This window comes from Methanosarcinales archaeon (assembly GCA_014859725.1).
In the GTDB taxonomy this organism is placed as follows: Archaea; Halobacteriota; Methanosarcinia; order Methanosarcinales; family Methanocomedenaceae; genus Kmv04.
Genome location: JACUTQ010000008.1, coordinates 12,877 through 28,452, shown reverse-complemented (window position 1 = coordinate 28,452; position 15,576 = coordinate 12,877). Strand labels below are relative to the sequence as shown.

The 15,576-nt window shown below is 41.7% G+C and carries 14 protein-coding genes and 1 pseudogene; 4 read left to right on the top strand and 11 right to left on the bottom strand.

What is annotated here, in order from left to right; all coding sequences use genetic code 11:
* Positions 1-26 precede the first annotated feature (26 nt).
* Positions 27-263 (bottom strand): hypothetical protein, encoded by a 237-nt coding sequence (locus IBX40_01600; GenBank protein ID MBE0523024.1) that lies wholly within the window; start codon positions 261-263, stop codon positions 27-29.
* Between the two features lie 147 nt (positions 264-410).
* On the opposite strand from IBX40_01600, the gene IBX40_01595 reads away from it, so the two are divergent.
* Positions 411-1,052: a hypothetical protein gene (locus IBX40_01595; protein MBE0523023.1), complete on the top strand. Its 642-nt coding sequence runs from the start codon at positions 411-413 to the stop codon at positions 1,050-1,052.
* Positions 1,053-1,841: 789 nt separating this feature from the next.
* On the opposite strand, the pseudogene IBX40_01590 reads toward IBX40_01595, so the two are convergent.
* The 3 genes and pseudogenes from IBX40_01590 to IBX40_01580 all read right to left on the bottom strand — a co-directional run bounded on the left by IBX40_01590 (position 1,842) and on the right by IBX40_01580 (position 4,433).
* Positions 1,842-1,922: pseudogene (locus IBX40_01590) on the bottom strand (SEC-C domain-containing protein).
* A gap of 892 nt (positions 1,923-2,814) precedes the next feature.
* Entirely contained in the window at positions 2,815-3,240 is a 426-nt protein-coding gene (locus IBX40_01585) for a nucleoside 2-deoxyribosyltransferase (protein ID MBE0523022.1), read from the bottom strand.
* A gap of 2 nt (positions 3,241-3,242) precedes the next feature.
* On the bottom strand, positions 3,243-4,433 hold the full coding sequence (locus IBX40_01580; protein ID MBE0523021.1) for an HD domain-containing protein: 1,191 nt from the start codon (positions 4,431-4,433) through the stop codon (positions 3,243-3,245).
* A 95-nt stretch (positions 4,434-4,528) separates the two neighbouring features.
* On the opposite strand from IBX40_01580, the gene IBX40_01575 reads away from it, so the two are divergent.
* Positions 4,529-5,134, top strand: a complete 606-nt coding sequence (locus tag IBX40_01575) for a hypothetical protein (GenBank protein ID MBE0523020.1) — start codon at positions 4,529-4,531, stop codon at positions 5,132-5,134.
* Between the two features lie 425 nt (positions 5,135-5,559).
* Here the strand turns inward: IBX40_01575 and IBX40_01570 are convergent, their stop codons facing one another.
* The 7 genes from IBX40_01570 to metG form a co-directional block, all read right to left on the bottom strand.
* Positions 5,560-5,724 carry a hypothetical protein gene (locus IBX40_01570; GenBank protein MBE0523019.1) on the bottom strand — a complete coding sequence of 55 codons (165 nt, stop codon included), beginning with the start codon at positions 5,722-5,724 and terminating at the stop codon, positions 5,560-5,562.
* Positions 5,725-5,865: 141 nt separating this feature from the next.
* Positions 5,866-6,030, bottom strand: coding sequence for a hypothetical protein (locus tag IBX40_01565; GenBank protein ID MBE0523018.1), 165 nt, complete (start codon positions 6,028-6,030; stop codon positions 5,866-5,868).
* Positions 6,031-6,159: 129 nt separating this feature from the next.
* A complete protein-coding gene (gene fen / locus IBX40_01560; protein ID MBE0523017.1) occupies positions 6,160-7,173 on the bottom strand; it encodes a flap endonuclease-1 in 1,014 nt (337 codons plus the stop codon).
* Positions 7,174-7,183: 10 nt separating this feature from the next.
* A complete protein-coding gene (locus tag IBX40_01555; protein MBE0523016.1) occupies positions 7,184-7,477 on the bottom strand; it encodes a hypothetical protein in 294 nt (97 codons plus the stop codon).
* 65 nt (positions 7,478-7,542) lie between these two features.
* A complete protein-coding gene (locus tag IBX40_01550; GenBank protein MBE0523015.1) occupies positions 7,543-8,769 on the bottom strand; it encodes a VWA domain-containing protein in 1,227 nt (408 codons plus the stop codon).
* On the bottom strand, positions 8,766-9,791 hold the full coding sequence (locus IBX40_01545; GenBank protein MBE0523014.1) for an ATP-binding protein: 1,026 nt from the start codon (positions 9,789-9,791) through the stop codon (positions 8,766-8,768). Before IBX40_01545 ends, IBX40_01550 begins: the two co-directional genes overlap by 4 nt.
* A 449-nt stretch (positions 9,792-10,240) precedes the next feature.
* Positions 10,241-12,262 (bottom strand): methionine--tRNA ligase, encoded by a 2,022-nt coding sequence (metG, locus tag IBX40_01540; protein ID MBE0523013.1) that lies wholly within the window; start codon positions 12,260-12,262, stop codon positions 10,241-10,243.
* Positions 12,263-12,392: 130 nt separating this feature from the next.
* Between metG and hisF the strand changes: the two genes are divergently transcribed.
* Together hisF and IBX40_01530 are read left to right on the top strand one after the other, a co-directional pair.
* Positions 12,393-13,220: an imidazole glycerol phosphate synthase subunit HisF gene (hisF, locus tag IBX40_01535; GenBank protein MBE0523012.1), complete on the top strand. Its 828-nt coding sequence runs from the start codon at positions 12,393-12,395 to the stop codon at positions 13,218-13,220.
* 338 nt (positions 13,221-13,558) lie between these two features.
* Positions 13,559-15,550 carry a PGF-CTERM sorting domain-containing protein gene (locus tag IBX40_01530; GenBank protein MBE0523011.1) on the top strand — a complete coding sequence of 664 codons (1,992 nt, stop codon included), beginning with the start codon at positions 13,559-13,561 and terminating at the stop codon, positions 15,548-15,550.
* Positions 15,551-15,576: the final 26 nt, after the last annotated feature.

Genomic DNA, 15,576 nt, shown 5'->3' with positions numbered 1-15,576 from the left:
TGTTGTGATAATATAGTTACTTTTTACTACATAACTGGATTATGAGACTGTGCCTCTTTATCATAATGAAAAGGTTCTGTCGCAAATTTTAGATCAGGCCGTAGCAGTTCAATGGCAGCTAAAATATGCAGAAATAATCTGTTATTGACTGCATGTATTAGCGGTTTGTTGTAAGAGTGGTCCTGTTCTATTATCTTTAATATTTCAATGGTTTTATCACGTTCTTCGGATGGTCTTTTTAGTTGTTTTAATCTAAGGTTCATCTTGGCACTTCCATAGTCGTATAAATATTTGATATTCCATAATCCTATAAAAATCTTTCTAAAACAAGTAATTCAATACCTTTACAGAAGAAAACAATGTATATCATTACTTAAATTACATAATTAACACAAATTGAACGTGAAAATATGAAACTCGAAATTGAAATTCCTCTCGAAAAAGACGATATTGGACATTTGTTGAGAATCCCAGACGAAATCATAAGCATTTTGAAATGGCAGGAAGGAGATCTCCTGTATATTCCATTTCAAACACTAACAAATACGAGAAAAGAATTATCAAATCAATCAGAAATCTCTAATGATAATTCAAGAAATTCCAATGCATCCAAACAGGTTCACATAAATCCATTTCCGAAAGTTTATTTTGTGAATTGTTTATCACACACTGCACGTAATACTTTAAACATCCTAATTGAACGAATCAAGCATGAATTTGATGATCCTCTGATTGAGTATCAAGAACATAGACAGCATTATGCAATAAAATATAATAAAGACAGAGCAAAAGCATGGCTGGTCATAAAACTTTCAGGAAAAAATCTGTTCCTCTGGATACGCGTAAATCCCGACAATTTCAATGATCCAAAGAACCTCTCAAAACCATATAGAGATGCAATACCACATGGCAATAGACAGATCATTTTAAATGAAGAGAATTTTGAAGATATCATGGATCTCATACGTCAGTCATATGAATTCCGAAAGCAGGACAACTTCGACGAACTGTATAAAAAAGCAGTTTTAGATGAGTTCGGAAAGATTAATTAGATGAGCCTGTGGCAAATTCGATAAAATTCTTTATTTTTTCATATTAAGCAAAACAAGCACTGATTTTCGCAAAAAATTAAAGGCGAAGGCGCCGATTCGACAGGATAACAGGATCTACAGGATAATTTTTTTCCATTCTGTAAATCCTGTCTGAAAATTATAAATCACACTAAATTAATTTGTTGCGCTTCCGCAAAACGCGATGTGCCGTCGTATCGCTTTGCGCACCAGCGATGTGATGGAGAAATTAGCAACGAACTCGATACGAACTCAAGACGACTGGAGTTCGTTCCAGTTCGTACAAGTTCGTTGTTGATGTTATTGTTGATTTTAAGTTGGTCAGAGCTTCATATATGAAATTTTTTTGGATTTGAGCTTTTATCAGGGTTTGTTTTGGATTTTTAAGCTATCTTATCAGATTTGCTTTGGGCTCAGATCTCATTAATCCCACCCAACTTCCTCCAAACTCCCAGCCACCCGAAACCTCAGCGCCCCCAGCACCATCGGATTATCACCACCGTCAAACCCACACACTCCTTCCTCAGGACATATCCAATCCCAATCTCAACACACGCCCCTTCATCAGTAACCTTGCCGTCCATCTAAAAGAGGAGAGGAATTTTAAACCGCTATTGACACATATAGGGAGTGGGTCAAAATTGGTGGGAAAAAGGGGTCAATTTTCAACGGGAATCTTCACTGCCCTGTTCGCTGAAACAGAACCCACCGCCGCGGCACAGGTATTTTCTTTTGATCTGTGAATATCAGGTAGATGTGATCATTCCAGGTTCATTTTGGTTTACCGCAGCATTTCTTGTATTTTTTCCCGCTGCCGCATGGACATGGGTCATTGCGACCGATCTTTTTTTGCCCGGCACCCGCGGTGTGCTTATGCGGCTTCTTAGAGATATGCCTTTCAACTAAACGTTGACCAACCCACTTCATCTTCCTGTATCGAGTTTCCAGGATGTCCATAATCTGCGGATCAGACTTCAGCCAGTGATCATATATCTGTTTGATCTCTTCTGTTGTATATCTGGTAAGTTTACCATCAATTTCGATCTCATTCTTAAAAGGTACTCTAATGGTGAACAGGTCATAAGCAATTCCAGTTCTTTCATTTATCTTTAGAAAGACAAGGCGAACCCCATCACATTCACACAGGGGATCAATACAATACTGGTCATCGACAAAGAATTTTAGCTCTTCATATTCGACAAGGAAACCAAATCCTGTTCCCCCGGATAATATACTTCCGTCATCACCAAAAACAGCAGCGTACGACACCACTGTTCCAGCATAGACATCTTCGACAGGCATCTCGAACTTTGCTACATTGCATGACTCTGCCTTCGTATTGTTATAATTCGCCTTAAATTCGCTCTTCATTTCATCAGAGAGATCACTAACGAACTCATCAACGAGAGATTGAACTTTTTTTGGCCGTTTTATTTTTCTTATCTCCTGCCACGTAACATGATCCAGAGAGATATCAAATGTTATTGGATTCGCAATTTGAGCTCCCATCTCATCTATTTCGTTAAAAGCGAGAATGGTTTCGTTGCAATCACAGTCAGGATTCTGGCAATGGTTCTCAAACATAAAAAAAGGACGTTCATGAGAGGAAAATCTAACCAGAGGGAGATTTTTTACTTCAACCACATCTTCCATATCCAGTTCAGGATGATAACTGCGGACCTGTACAGTTTCTTTGAATTTTTCAATTTTGATCATTTTCAAACCACGTCTCTATATTCCATTATTACCATTCCTCCACCAGCATCTCCCCAACCTCCTCCAAACTCCCAGCCACCCGAAACCTCAGCGCCCCCAGCACCATAGGATTATCAGCACCATCAAACGCACCCCGCACATCAGTCTTCAAACCCACACACTCCTTCCCCAGGGCATATCCGATCCCTATCTCAACACATGCCCCCTCATCAGGGACCCTGCCATCCATATTGAACACCACCACGTCACATTCCTTTATCTCCTGCACATCCCTTTCAAAAATAAGCCTCAAAGCTTCGGGCCTGCTCACCTGCTTTTCAAGCTCTGCCAGTTTGTACCCATCCCTCTGGGGAAGAAACGTGGTAAAACCAAGGTCTGACAGGAATTTATCAAGCTTTTCATTGTATTCAAGTTCTGCGTCACAAAAAAGCGGTCCTGCAATATAGATTTTCATAATCAATCCACTTCCAATATAACTGATTTTTCGCACTCTTCCACAGTATATCTGCATTTTTTAGGCAGGAACGATTCTTTAAAAGTATTGTTAAAATAGTTATCAGTCATCCCTGCGATAAAATCTCTTACAATTTCAGGTTCAGAATATCTCTCACCATAGCCACTACTCTGGTAATAATTCACATGATGTTGATAGATATTGGAATTAAGATTTTTTCTTTCCATGTCTTCCAAAAAAGTTTCAAACATGAACCCGTACATTAACCTGATCTTACCGGACTGGGTTTTTATCCTGGGATTCTCGTAGATTGTTTTCAGATTGAAATTCCTCAGATCTTCCAGTGCCCGCCAGACCTCACTGCTAAATGAAATGCAGTCCTCACCATAACTGTTCTCGATCACATCGATGACAAGCGTATTTATTATTTCCCTGTTGTTATTTCCTATGGTTTCTGCACAAATTACAGGTATCTGATCCCTTGTGATCAATCCTACTGTGATAGCATCTTCAATATCCCTTCCAACAAAACTGATCATATCAGCAATTCTGACAGCGCAACCTTCCAGAGTCATGGGTGTCAATTCAATATTCTTATATGTCTTATCCTCAATTTCCCTGTCAAACATATCCAATGACTTATTTCGATTTGGCCTTATAAACCGATCATAACTTTCACCATCATGACACAGAATCCCGTCCAGTACCTCAAGCGTAAGGTTCTGATTTTCAATTTTATCCAGAAACCTTACACTCTGCACATTATGATGAAAACCGCCAATACCATGCTTTTTGCAGAGTTCGGAAAGATAGGTCTCTCCTTCATGCCCATAAGGTGCATGACCTATATCATGACCTAACGCGATTGCTTCAATGAGGTCTTCATTCAAACCCAGCGCCCTTCCTATCTGTCTTGCAATTTTCGAGACCATCTGAACATGAAGTACCCGGTGTGTGATGTGGTCGTTTTCAAACAGATAGAAAACCTGTGTTTTATCAATATACCGTGTATACGCTTTAGAATGAATAATGCGGTCCGAATCCCGGAAGAACTTTGAGCGCACATCATCAGGTTCTTCTCTTCTACGGATGCTGTCAGAGCTTTTCGTAGCGAATTTAGATAATAAATTCTCCCGGTTTTTATTTTTCACAAGAATCCGGTCCAATAGCATATCATCTATTTCACGTCTCATCCATCCTATATTATAGACACTTATATTAAATAACATCCCGATGAATACCGATTAATACATAATGTCAAAACCCATCCAATTCGAGTTGATTCCCCTTGATCTGCGAAATCTGCACCCAAACCCCCGCCGTCTGCGCCGTCCCATCCAAAACCCCGCCCCACGAACCGGTCCACACCTGCATGGACTGCGCTAAAGACTTCCCCAACGTCTACTACGACGGCCCGCCCATATTCCACTTCAGATCAGAGAACGGCAGGTGGTACTATGTATTCGTGCACCACGACCACCTCACACCGTATTTCTATCCATCGGTCAGGCCGGATATCAGAATAGCCGGTGACAGCGGCGGGATTGTGTTTAAAACTGGCAGAAAAAGTGAGTACGAAGAAGCGGTGTGTGAGAGGGATGTTCCGTATACCTTGAAAAACACTGATATGGATACCATCATGCCCACCGAAAAAGAACTGAAGATATATTCGGACATTTTATACTCGAACCTTGTGACGATTAGATGTGCGGCTGAAAGAAATATGGACCTGAACGATGAAATCAAAAAAATAGCAAATATAGCTAATGCCCTGCATAATTTACCGCTCATGTTCAAGCAGTGGGAGAAATTCGACATAGAACATTTCAAAGGTTCATTAGAGCATTTTGGTCTTGATGATTGGATTGAATATCTTGAAAGGAATGGAATGTGACATTTTCAGGTATTGTATTCACTTTCATAAAAATTATATCTGCGTTCATTTGCGTTCATCTGCGGTTGATTTTTAGTTGAAGGGCTGAACCCCGGACAAACGTACTATATCCTAAATTCCCAACTTTTTAGGCATTATGATGCCAGCAAATACGGAATTTGATCAAAAATTATAATGCCTAGATAGACATAATATATACATAAAAACGAAACAACGAACTCAAAACAAACTCCGGAGTTCGTGTCAGTTCGTTCAGTTCGTTGTTAATATTAATAAGTCACAGGCTATCGATTTTCAATAAAAATTATGCAAAATCCCCAGGAGGAACATTCTGAAACTAAGTATGGTGCTAAATTAACGGGAATAAAGGATTATACTTTTACGGTGTTTCGGGGCCGTCAAATCTTTTGGTGTTGAGGTTTATTTTACAGTCTAATTCGATTTATTATATTCACACTTCCTTTCACTTTGCGTCCTTCGCGGTCTTTGCGGTGGGCTTTTTCTCTATTCACCGCAAAGGGCGCAAAGACCGCAAAGATTGGGTCAGGTTGGTTTCTAATGCTAACACCAAACTTTTTTACAGCCCCCATATTGTAAGCATACTAACTGCCATTGTCAACTTTTGTGACCGTGCATCATCCCATATAACCTGGCAAAATGGATGCATTTTATCTTTCATGATAAGTGAATAAAGAAAAGATGTGTCAAGATATATCATGAAATATATAGATTCAAGCAGACTTTTTTGTTCGTATAACTATTTCCTCTTTACCTGCCAGAACAGCAAGCACACTTCCGCACTCGGCCTCATCGCCATAAAATTCTAAGATCGGCCTGTTCTTATCATCCCTGCCCACAACTTTAACCCTGCACGAGGTATTCTCCTCTTTGTTCATGGATTTTTTCCCCTGAATTTTCCTGAATAATAACTTTCGGTTTAATAATCAGCTGAGTTTCAAGTTTCCAGACTATGGAATATGTATCTTCTGTCATATTATTTATGATATTAATTCTTTTTTCAGGTTTCAGAACCACTGGTCAAGGGTCTGCTGGCCAGCATCAGAAGCTTCAATAAGTCTATCAATGGCGCCTTTTACCCGGACTTCGGAAAAGTCATGTTTTCCACACAGCAGATCGATTATTTCAGATTCCCGGGGCGATCTCCAGGATATCTGGTAATCTGAACTTACTTCAGGATACAAAAAGAAATCCCTGATCTGCTGCAGGTTTTCGATCCTTTCACCCAGTTCAGTGAGCACAGCCTCAACAACCCCATGTTTTTTTATCAGTTTCAGGGCAGTCTTCGGTCCAACCCGCTTTACCCCGGGATTGTAGTCTGTTCCTACTAATAATGCAATGTCCACCAATTGTTCCCTGGAGATCTCAAGTGCTGACAATACCTCTTCAAGGTCCATGATCTCGGGTTTTACCTCAATATAGACGTTTTTCCTTGGCAGTTTTCGTTTGCCAGTGACTGTCAGGTTGCGCACTACCTTTGGTGAACCGAACACCAATGCATCATAGTCCTGGGAAGCGGTGAAGTCGGCATCTCCTGACAGCACCATATGAGCAGCCTGGGCCTCACCCTCAGACGGAGCCTGCACCACTGGAATGCCCATATATCCCAGCAGGGCCTTTGCATCTTCCACCATGCCGCCTTCAATTCTGGACGAGGCCTGGGCATGGACCATGAGTTCCTCTTCTCCGGCAGCCTTTGCTTCCTCCCAGCGCTGCTTGGCCTTTTCGCGGATATTCTTTCGTGCTTCCAGGGTCTCGGCCTTGAAACTGGGAGGTCTGCCGTCAAAAACAAAAATCGGTCTGATTCCAGCTTCAACCAGATTCGTAGTACGGTACAAAAACCCTGATAAATGGGATGTCACCTCACCCCTGGAATTTTTAAGCGGGGTGCCGTCCCGCTGCCTGATAATACTGAGAAACTGGTACAGGGTATTGTACGCATCTACAGCGATCACCTCACCGGCAAGGTCCCCTAATTCTATCTCATGTTTTTCAAAAATATCAGACAGATCAACACCCATTGCTTTTGCCTCAGCAGGAGATGTCGTCCATTCGTCTCAAGTCGATTACTGAATCACCATCAGCAGATACGATTCCACTGACTGTCAAAAGGTTGCCTACTCTTTCTACTAATGTAGCCTTTGATACCTGTACCTGATGATCTGTGTCTTTTTTGGCATTTCGGTGTACAACCAGTAGCTCAATACCTTTCTGGATGTCGCCGGTAACATTACTGATAATACTTTCGAAGTCAGAATATATCAGTATTTTTGCCCGTTTACCAGATTTTTTAATTACACCTATAGGATTAATGCTAATATTCATTACATACCCTCTAAAGATAGAAACTAATTTGTTTCATTCATCAATAAATACTATTCGTCTTATCCTCATTCTACTTTTGCAAAATAAGAAACATCATCCCGTTCATTACTGATAATTTTATAGAGATTTTCCTTGCTCAGGTGTTCAGGATGGTAATATCGTCCCCCAGACTTTTCTGAGATCTCTCTTGCAAGATATGATCCCTCGCTGCTCATATCCACAACAAGTACATGGATCCCTTCATTGACCAGGTATTTCAACACAACCATTAGTTCCCTATGAATATTACCTCCTACTTCCAACGGCACGTTTGCTTTGCCGTCTGTCACCAATATCATAATGGGAATATTAGAGGGATCCTTTTTGATCTCGTTATGCAGTCCATGCAGTCCTGTTAAGATACCTGAAGCCAGGGGTGTTGTACCACCGAACGGTATATTCTCAAGATACCTCTTAGCCCTTTCCACTGATGAGGTAAAGGGTAATACGGTCTCAGCTTTGCGTCCGCTGTATGAGACCATGGATACCTTATCCCTGCGCTGATAGGCATCCTTCAAAAGGGCTACAATAACACTGCGGGTGATATCTACCTTATCTATTTCATCCATACTGCCGCTTGTATCCAGGACGATATCGATTAGAGTGGCGATACGCCTGCGCCTCACTTTCTCCCTGTAATCACTCTTTTTCACCTGGATACGACCATCTTTAGCGTGTATCGACGCTGCCCTTATGGTAGGAGCAATTGCAATATCATTTACCTTACCATCAGGTATTCGGTGTCTGACATATCTCCCCCTTTTTCCTTTGGTCAGCACTTCTGCCCGCCTGCCGCTTTTTAGCTGGCCTAAAGACAATTTTTTTCTTTTTCGCTTTGCAAAATCACTAAGAATATTTAGAACAACGGTTTCGTCCGTCTTTTCGCTATCTGTTGTTTCCGGCACGTCTGAAATTTCACTCAAGGTTACTTCTTCAATTGCCGTACCGGATTTTTTAATATCAGGTTTTACTGGCACTTCATGTTCAAAAACTACATTGATAACATCTTGGGGGTCCAATATCACATATGATCTATCAGCCAGAACATATGCATGGACCAGTTCATCAAGGCGGATCTGATCACTATATTGTTGAATTTGCTCTGTTATTGCTTCAATGTCCTGAGGATCGAATTGACTGATATCCTTTTTTGGTATCCTGATTGCCAGAAGGGGTTTGCCGATGTGAAATACTTTAATCCCATAATCCCTTTTTAGATTATTCCGCATCCTCCCTGCAATTTTCTCGCTCATTTCCCGACCAGACGCCTCAACTGTTCAACACTGAACTCCTCTTCCTCAAATGGTCTCTTTCTCATCCTGTGGGGCAGCACCATTTCAGCAGCTTCTACAATATCTTCGTTAGTAACCCTGTCCCGTCCTTCAAAAGCTGCATTGGTACGGGCTGTTCTCTCGATCATAATATCTGCCCTGTGACCGTCAACATTGAACTCTATACAGACCTCGGCAATGGTCTGGAGATTATCCCGTGTGGTAATAACAGAAGGAACCAACTGCTGCGCCTTCACGATCCTGGCCCGTAACCGATCCTGTTCTGATTCGAACTCTTTTTTGAAAGCTTCAGGTTTTTCGTTAAACTTATTGCCGCGCTCTATGATCTCGACCCTCTGTTCGATATCAGGGATTCCCACAACTTCCACCTGGAGGGCGATCCTGTCAAGCAGCTGGGGTCTTAATTCGCCCTCTTCCGGGTTCATGCTTCCTACGATTATGAAACTGGCAGGATGGCTGACACTGACACCTTCCCGCTCGACCGTGTTCACGCCCATAGCAGCCGCATCCAGCAGTGCATCCACTACAAAATCATCCAGCAGGTTGATCTCATCCACATACAGGATACCGCGGTTAGCTTCTGCCAGAATTCCTGGTTCGTATGCTTTTAGACCTTGTGTGACAGCTTTTTCGATATCAAGACTTCCCACTACCCGGTCCTCAGTGGCACCCACTGGCAAATCCACCACTCTCATAGGCCGTTTTTCTGCAGTAATTGTGCCTTCCTTTTTTCGTATCTGGCATTCCCAGCAGAACTTTTCTTCATTGTATGGATCACAGCTGTATGTGTCTCCTGCCACAACCTCGATCTCAGGTAATATCTCCACCAGCCCTCTTACAGCAGTGGATTTTGCAGTGCCTTTCTGGCCCCTGATAAGTACCCCGCCAATAGAAGGATTTATTGCATTCAATATCAGGGCCCGTTTCATCTTTTCCTGACCAACGATTGCTGAAAATGGAAATAACACCCTTTGAGACCGCATGGGACTCGTAGATTGATAAAAGCATTGTTACAAAGAAGAAAATCGCTGATATTATCAGCAGTGTTCCAACTACCAATACGAATCTTGCTTCAAAGGTCAGGTTTGCATTTGGATTTATCAAACTTAATAAAAATTCTTTTCCTTTTGCCTCATAAGCTGTGGTCACCATCATCACTACATATAAAACATTACCAACACCCATAATGGCTGAAGATAATGCAGCACCAAGTAGTGTGACCAATGAACCAATATCAGGGATATTGAGATTTATCTCCCATTCTTTTTCCATTTATTTCACCAGGAATTAATATTTATTTGTTAATGATTATAGTATATCAATAGAAAACATTATGAATAAGTTCTTACTAATAAATACGTATTGGGGCAATAAACGGTATCGTATCCATCCCCTCCGATCCGTCATGCCCCTTTCTTTTTTTTTAGGTGATCTATTTAACAGTTGTACCGTTATTTGTTTTTCGTTCCGGCTGCAGTAAGATGGCTCCATTTTCGTCAGCAGCCAGGATCATTCCTTTTGATTCCACACCAAATAATTTAGCAGGTTTCATATTTGCCAATAAGACGATTTGCCTCTCCAATAGATCTTCAGGCTTATGGGTCCGGGCAATGCCCGCCACCACCTGTCTTGGTTTTGGCTCTCCGATATCAACATTTAGTTTTAGTAGCTTATCTGAACCTTTTATTGGTTCTGCTGTAATTACTGTTCCCACCCTGATGTCCATTTTTTGGAATTCGTCAAACGTAACTTCAGGAACCCTGTTTGTGGGCTTTTGCTCTTTGGCTCTTGCCTCAGCCACCCTTTTATTCAAAATAGCTTCCATCTCATCAATTTTTTTATCATCGATCTTCTCAAACAGAATAGCAGGCTTGGGCAGGCTTTTTCCAGATTCAATTTCTTTCAGAGCTTCATGATATGTAAGCTCGCTGACATCACTTTTAATTCCCAATTGCGTCCATGCTTCTTTCATTTTCACTGGCAACACAGGTTCATTGAGCAATACCAGTGCCTTTGCGATCTGCAGGCAGTCTTTTACTACACTGGCACAGGTATCTGGGTTATTCTTAATCAAGTGCCAGGGTTCGTTGGATTGGAAATACGTATTACCGTAATTAGCCAGGCCCATTATGCTATCAATAGCTTTCTTAAACTCATATTCATCCATGGCCTCCACTACTTTTGTTATGGTCTCCTTAATCTCATTAAATACTTCGGCTGAGACTGGCTGCTCAGGCACTGAACCAAAATTCTTTTGAGTGAAATGAAGTGTACGGTACAGGAAATTGCCCAGTGAACCCACCAGTTCGTTATTGACTTTTTCCTGGAACACCTTCCATGAAAAGTTCAGTTCCTTTGTATGGGATGTATAGCTGGCCAGGTAATATCGCAGCAGGTCCGGATGGAAGCCGTGATCAAGGTAGTCTTCATTTACCCAGACCACATATCCCCTGCTTTTACTGAAGGTCTTATCCTCTATCTTTACCATGCCAGAAGCTACTACCGACCTGGGTAATGAATAGTCAGCACCACTTAACATGGCAGGCCAGAATATGCAGTGATGATATGCTATATCCAACCCGATAAAATGAATAATACTGGAATCGCCCTGCCAGATCTGTTTCCAGTCCCGCCCAATGTTATTGCAATATTCTTCAGTAAATGAAATATAACCGATGGGTGCGTCAACCCACACATAAACCACAAGGTCTTCATTTCCAGGGAATTTCACACCCCATTCCAGGTTCCGGGTAATGCACCAATCCTTGAGTTCGGAATGCACCCATTCTTTAGCATAGTTGCGGGCATTGGCAGTGCCTTCCAGTGTCTCAAGGTAATCGAGCAGGAAATTCCTGAATGAAGATAGTTTAAAGAAAAAATGTTCCTGTTCTCTATAGATAGCTCCATTTCCGCAGATCTTGCAAACAGGTTCACGTATTTCCCCAGGTTCGAGATGACGCCCGCAACCCTGGTCACATTCATCTCCCCTGGCAGGTGATTCACAATAGGGGCAGATGCCTTCCACATATCTATCTGGCAGGAATCGATTGCAGTTTTTGCAATATGCCAGATCGATCATTTTTGTATATACTTTATCATTTTCTATTAGTTTATTGACAATTTCAGTTGTACGGTGGTGGTTTACAGGCCCGTTAGTGCTTCCAAAAAAATCGAAATGAATACCCAGGCTCTTGAATACTTCATCAAAGTGGTTGTGGTATCTTTCAATCAATTCTTCAGGGGTTGTACCTGCTTCTTCGGCACTTACCACTATGGGTGTGCCGTGAGTATCTGAACCGCAGACAAATACTGTATCTTGTCCTTGTTTTTGTAATGACCTGACAAAAATATCAGCCGGGATATAAGTGCGCAAGTGCCCGATATGACATTTGCCATTAGCATATGGCAGTCCACATGTGATCAGTACAGGCTTATCGGTTGGGAAATCTGACATTGAATTTGAATCCTCCTGTTGTTATGGTTAGTATAATAAGATATGATGCTCATGAATGTATGTCAGTTATAAAATATATTTCCCCTTTAAGTCCGGGCTTTAAATATAATAATTGTCAGAAGGAACGTAAATGCTTACTAAACGTATCATACCATGTCTGGACGTAACCCTGGACGAGGCAGGCGGTTGTGTTGTTAAGGGAATCGAATTCGTAGACCTGCGGCGGGCAGGCGATCCGGTCGAGCTTGCCAAGGAGTATAACAGCCAGGGGGCAGATGAACTTGTCTTTTTGGACATTACTGCATCTCACGAAGGCCGGTCGACAATGATCGATGTGATAGAACGTACAGCCGATGAGGTATTTATTCCTCTGACAGTGGGTGGCGGGATTAACACGATCCAGGATATTAAGGATATTCTCCGGTCAGGGGCAGATAAAGTTTCAATCAATACGGCTGCAATAAAAGATCCTTCATTAATTGAGAGATCGTCAAAGGTCTTCGGCTCACAGTGTATTGTAACAGCTATTGATTGCCGTAGAAATACAGATATCGGGGATGATGCTGACAAGAGGATTATCTCTCTTGAAGATGGTACACCTGCCTGGTATGAGGTGGTGATATATGGTGGGCGGACTCCTACAGGTATTGATGCAGTTTTATGGGCTGAACAGGCAGAAAGTCTGGGTGCCGGTGAGATCTTACTGACAAGTATGAACAGGGATGGGACCTATGATGGATATGATATCCCAATTACACGGACTATTTCTGATAGTGTGAATATTCCTGTTATAGCATCAGGAGGGGCATCAGGACCTGAACACATGTATGATGCATTTGTGGATGGGCATGCTGATGCGGCGCTTGCGGCCAGTATATTTCATTTCGGGGAATATACGGTTGATGATACCAAGGAATATTTGAATAAGAGAAATGTATCTGTTCGTTTGGTACTTTGACTTCATTCGCGAATTTAACATCCGACTTCGACAATATGTGTAACCCATTTCGTTGGCCACAATGGAGCCGAATGCTTGTTTTGACCTAAATCCGACCACAAAAGATTTAAAAGGGTAATAACTTATAAGACACTTATAATCCGTATGACGGGATTAAGAGGGTGATAAAAACGCCTGCGACAATCGTCGAACCACTCTGGTTTGATTGACGTGGACGGATTAGTTACTCTGGGACGCCGCTTTATTGCAGGCCGATCAGTGTTATGAAATTAATCACTCAAATACAAACCCGCAATGGCGGGTAAATAAAAATAATAAATTTGGAGGGAATAGAAATAATGAATAAAATTACAACACTAACTGCTGTTGGTTTTGTAGTATTGCTGATGTTGTCAGTAATGCCTGCAAGTGCCATGAAAGAGGTTAGTCGTTTTGAAAGTGCTGGTCCTATTGTCAATGCTACAAATGAAACTACGCTTGGCAATAACTATACTTTCTTCAATGCAAATCAATTACCTATGTTCTACATAGATCTGGATGAAATTACTTTTAATCCAGAAACCCAGGGCGAGTCTCTTAATATAACATATGACGACGAGACTACCATTGCAGAAGATGGTTTCACATATTTGTCTACAGCATGGACCGATGAAAACGGTCGGAAGAATATTGCATGGCTTGGTGAAAAATATCTGGCTATTGGTGAGGATGTTACTAAACTCAGCAAGTATCTAGTCGATTTCGAGTCAGATGAGACTATTACCCTGAGACAGGGCGATGTCTGGGATATTGGAGAAGGATTTACCATTGTTGTGCAGGATATTGACGTTAACGGTGAACAGGTCTGGATGGTTATGGAGCAGGATGGCAGTCCAGTTGAAGATATCATCGCATCACCGGCGGGTGTTGCTGGTTCTTTAGCTGGCTGGGGTTATTATAATGATACCCTTGCTGGCGAATCAGATGTAGTAATTGCCAAGATCCACGTGGAGAAAGTATTTGCCGGTATGTCAGCGAACATGGTCAAGATAGATGATGCTGAAATCATCAGCACTGATGTCCTCGAACTTGACGAAGATAAATACTTCGGATTAGAATTCACTGATACTGCAAACACTCTCCAGTTAAAGGAACAGGATGGTACAACCAGCATTACCCGCGGTAATACCAAGGAAATGATTCCTAATTTCCTGAGCATCAGAGTTGGTGACACAAAATCAACTGAACCGGTCAGATTCTATATCTACAAAGAAGTGACCACCCCAGGTATATATGAACAGCATGGTCCTATTGTCAATGCTACAGAAGAAACTTCTAGTGGCAATAACAATACTTTCTTCAATGCAAATCAGTTACCCATGTTCTACATAGATCTGGATGAAATTACTTATAGTCCAGAAAGTGGCGAAGGCGAGTCTCTTAATATAAATTATGACGACGAGACTACCATTGCAGAAGATGGTTTCACATATTTGTCTACAGCATGGACCGATGAAAACGGTCGGAAGAATATTGCATGGCTTGGTGAAAAATATCTGGCTATTGGTGAGGATGTTACTAAACTCAGCAAGTATCTAGTCGATTTCGAGTCAGATGAGACTATTACCCTGAGACAGGGCGATGTCTGGGATATTGGAGAAGGATTTACCATTGTTGTGCAGGATATTGACGTTAACGGTGAACAGGTCTGGATGGTTATGGAGCAGGATGGCAGTCCAGTTGAAGATATCATCGCATCACCGGCGGGTGTTGCTGGTTCTTTAGCTGGCTGGGGTTATTATAATGATACCCTTGCTGGCGAATCAGATGTAGTAATTGCCAAGATCCACGTGGAGAAAGTATTTGCCGGTATGTCAGCGAACATGGTCAAGATAGATGATGCTGAAATCATCAGCACTGATGTCCTCGAACTTGACGAAGATAAATACTTCGGATTAGAATTCACTGATACTGCAAACACTCTCCAGTTAAAGGAACAGGATGGTACAACCAGCATTACCCGCGGTAATACCAAGGAAATGATTCCTGATTTCCTGAGCATCAGAGTTGGTGACACAAAATCAACTGAACCAGTCAGATTCTATATCTATAATGAAGTTCAGGTAGGAGAACCTGGAATAATAACCACGGTTAAACCTACTCCAGTAGTAACTGTAGATATTAATGCCACAGAAGTAGCAACAACTGGTGCAACAGCAATAATTGACACAACAGAAAAACCAACTGTAGTTGTTACTGAGAAACCAACCAAAGAGCCTGGTTTCGAAGCAGTATTCGCAATTGCAGGTCTTCTGGCTGTAGCATATCTTGTACTGAGAAAGCGTGAATAACCAAAATAAACATGAAGGGATTTTAA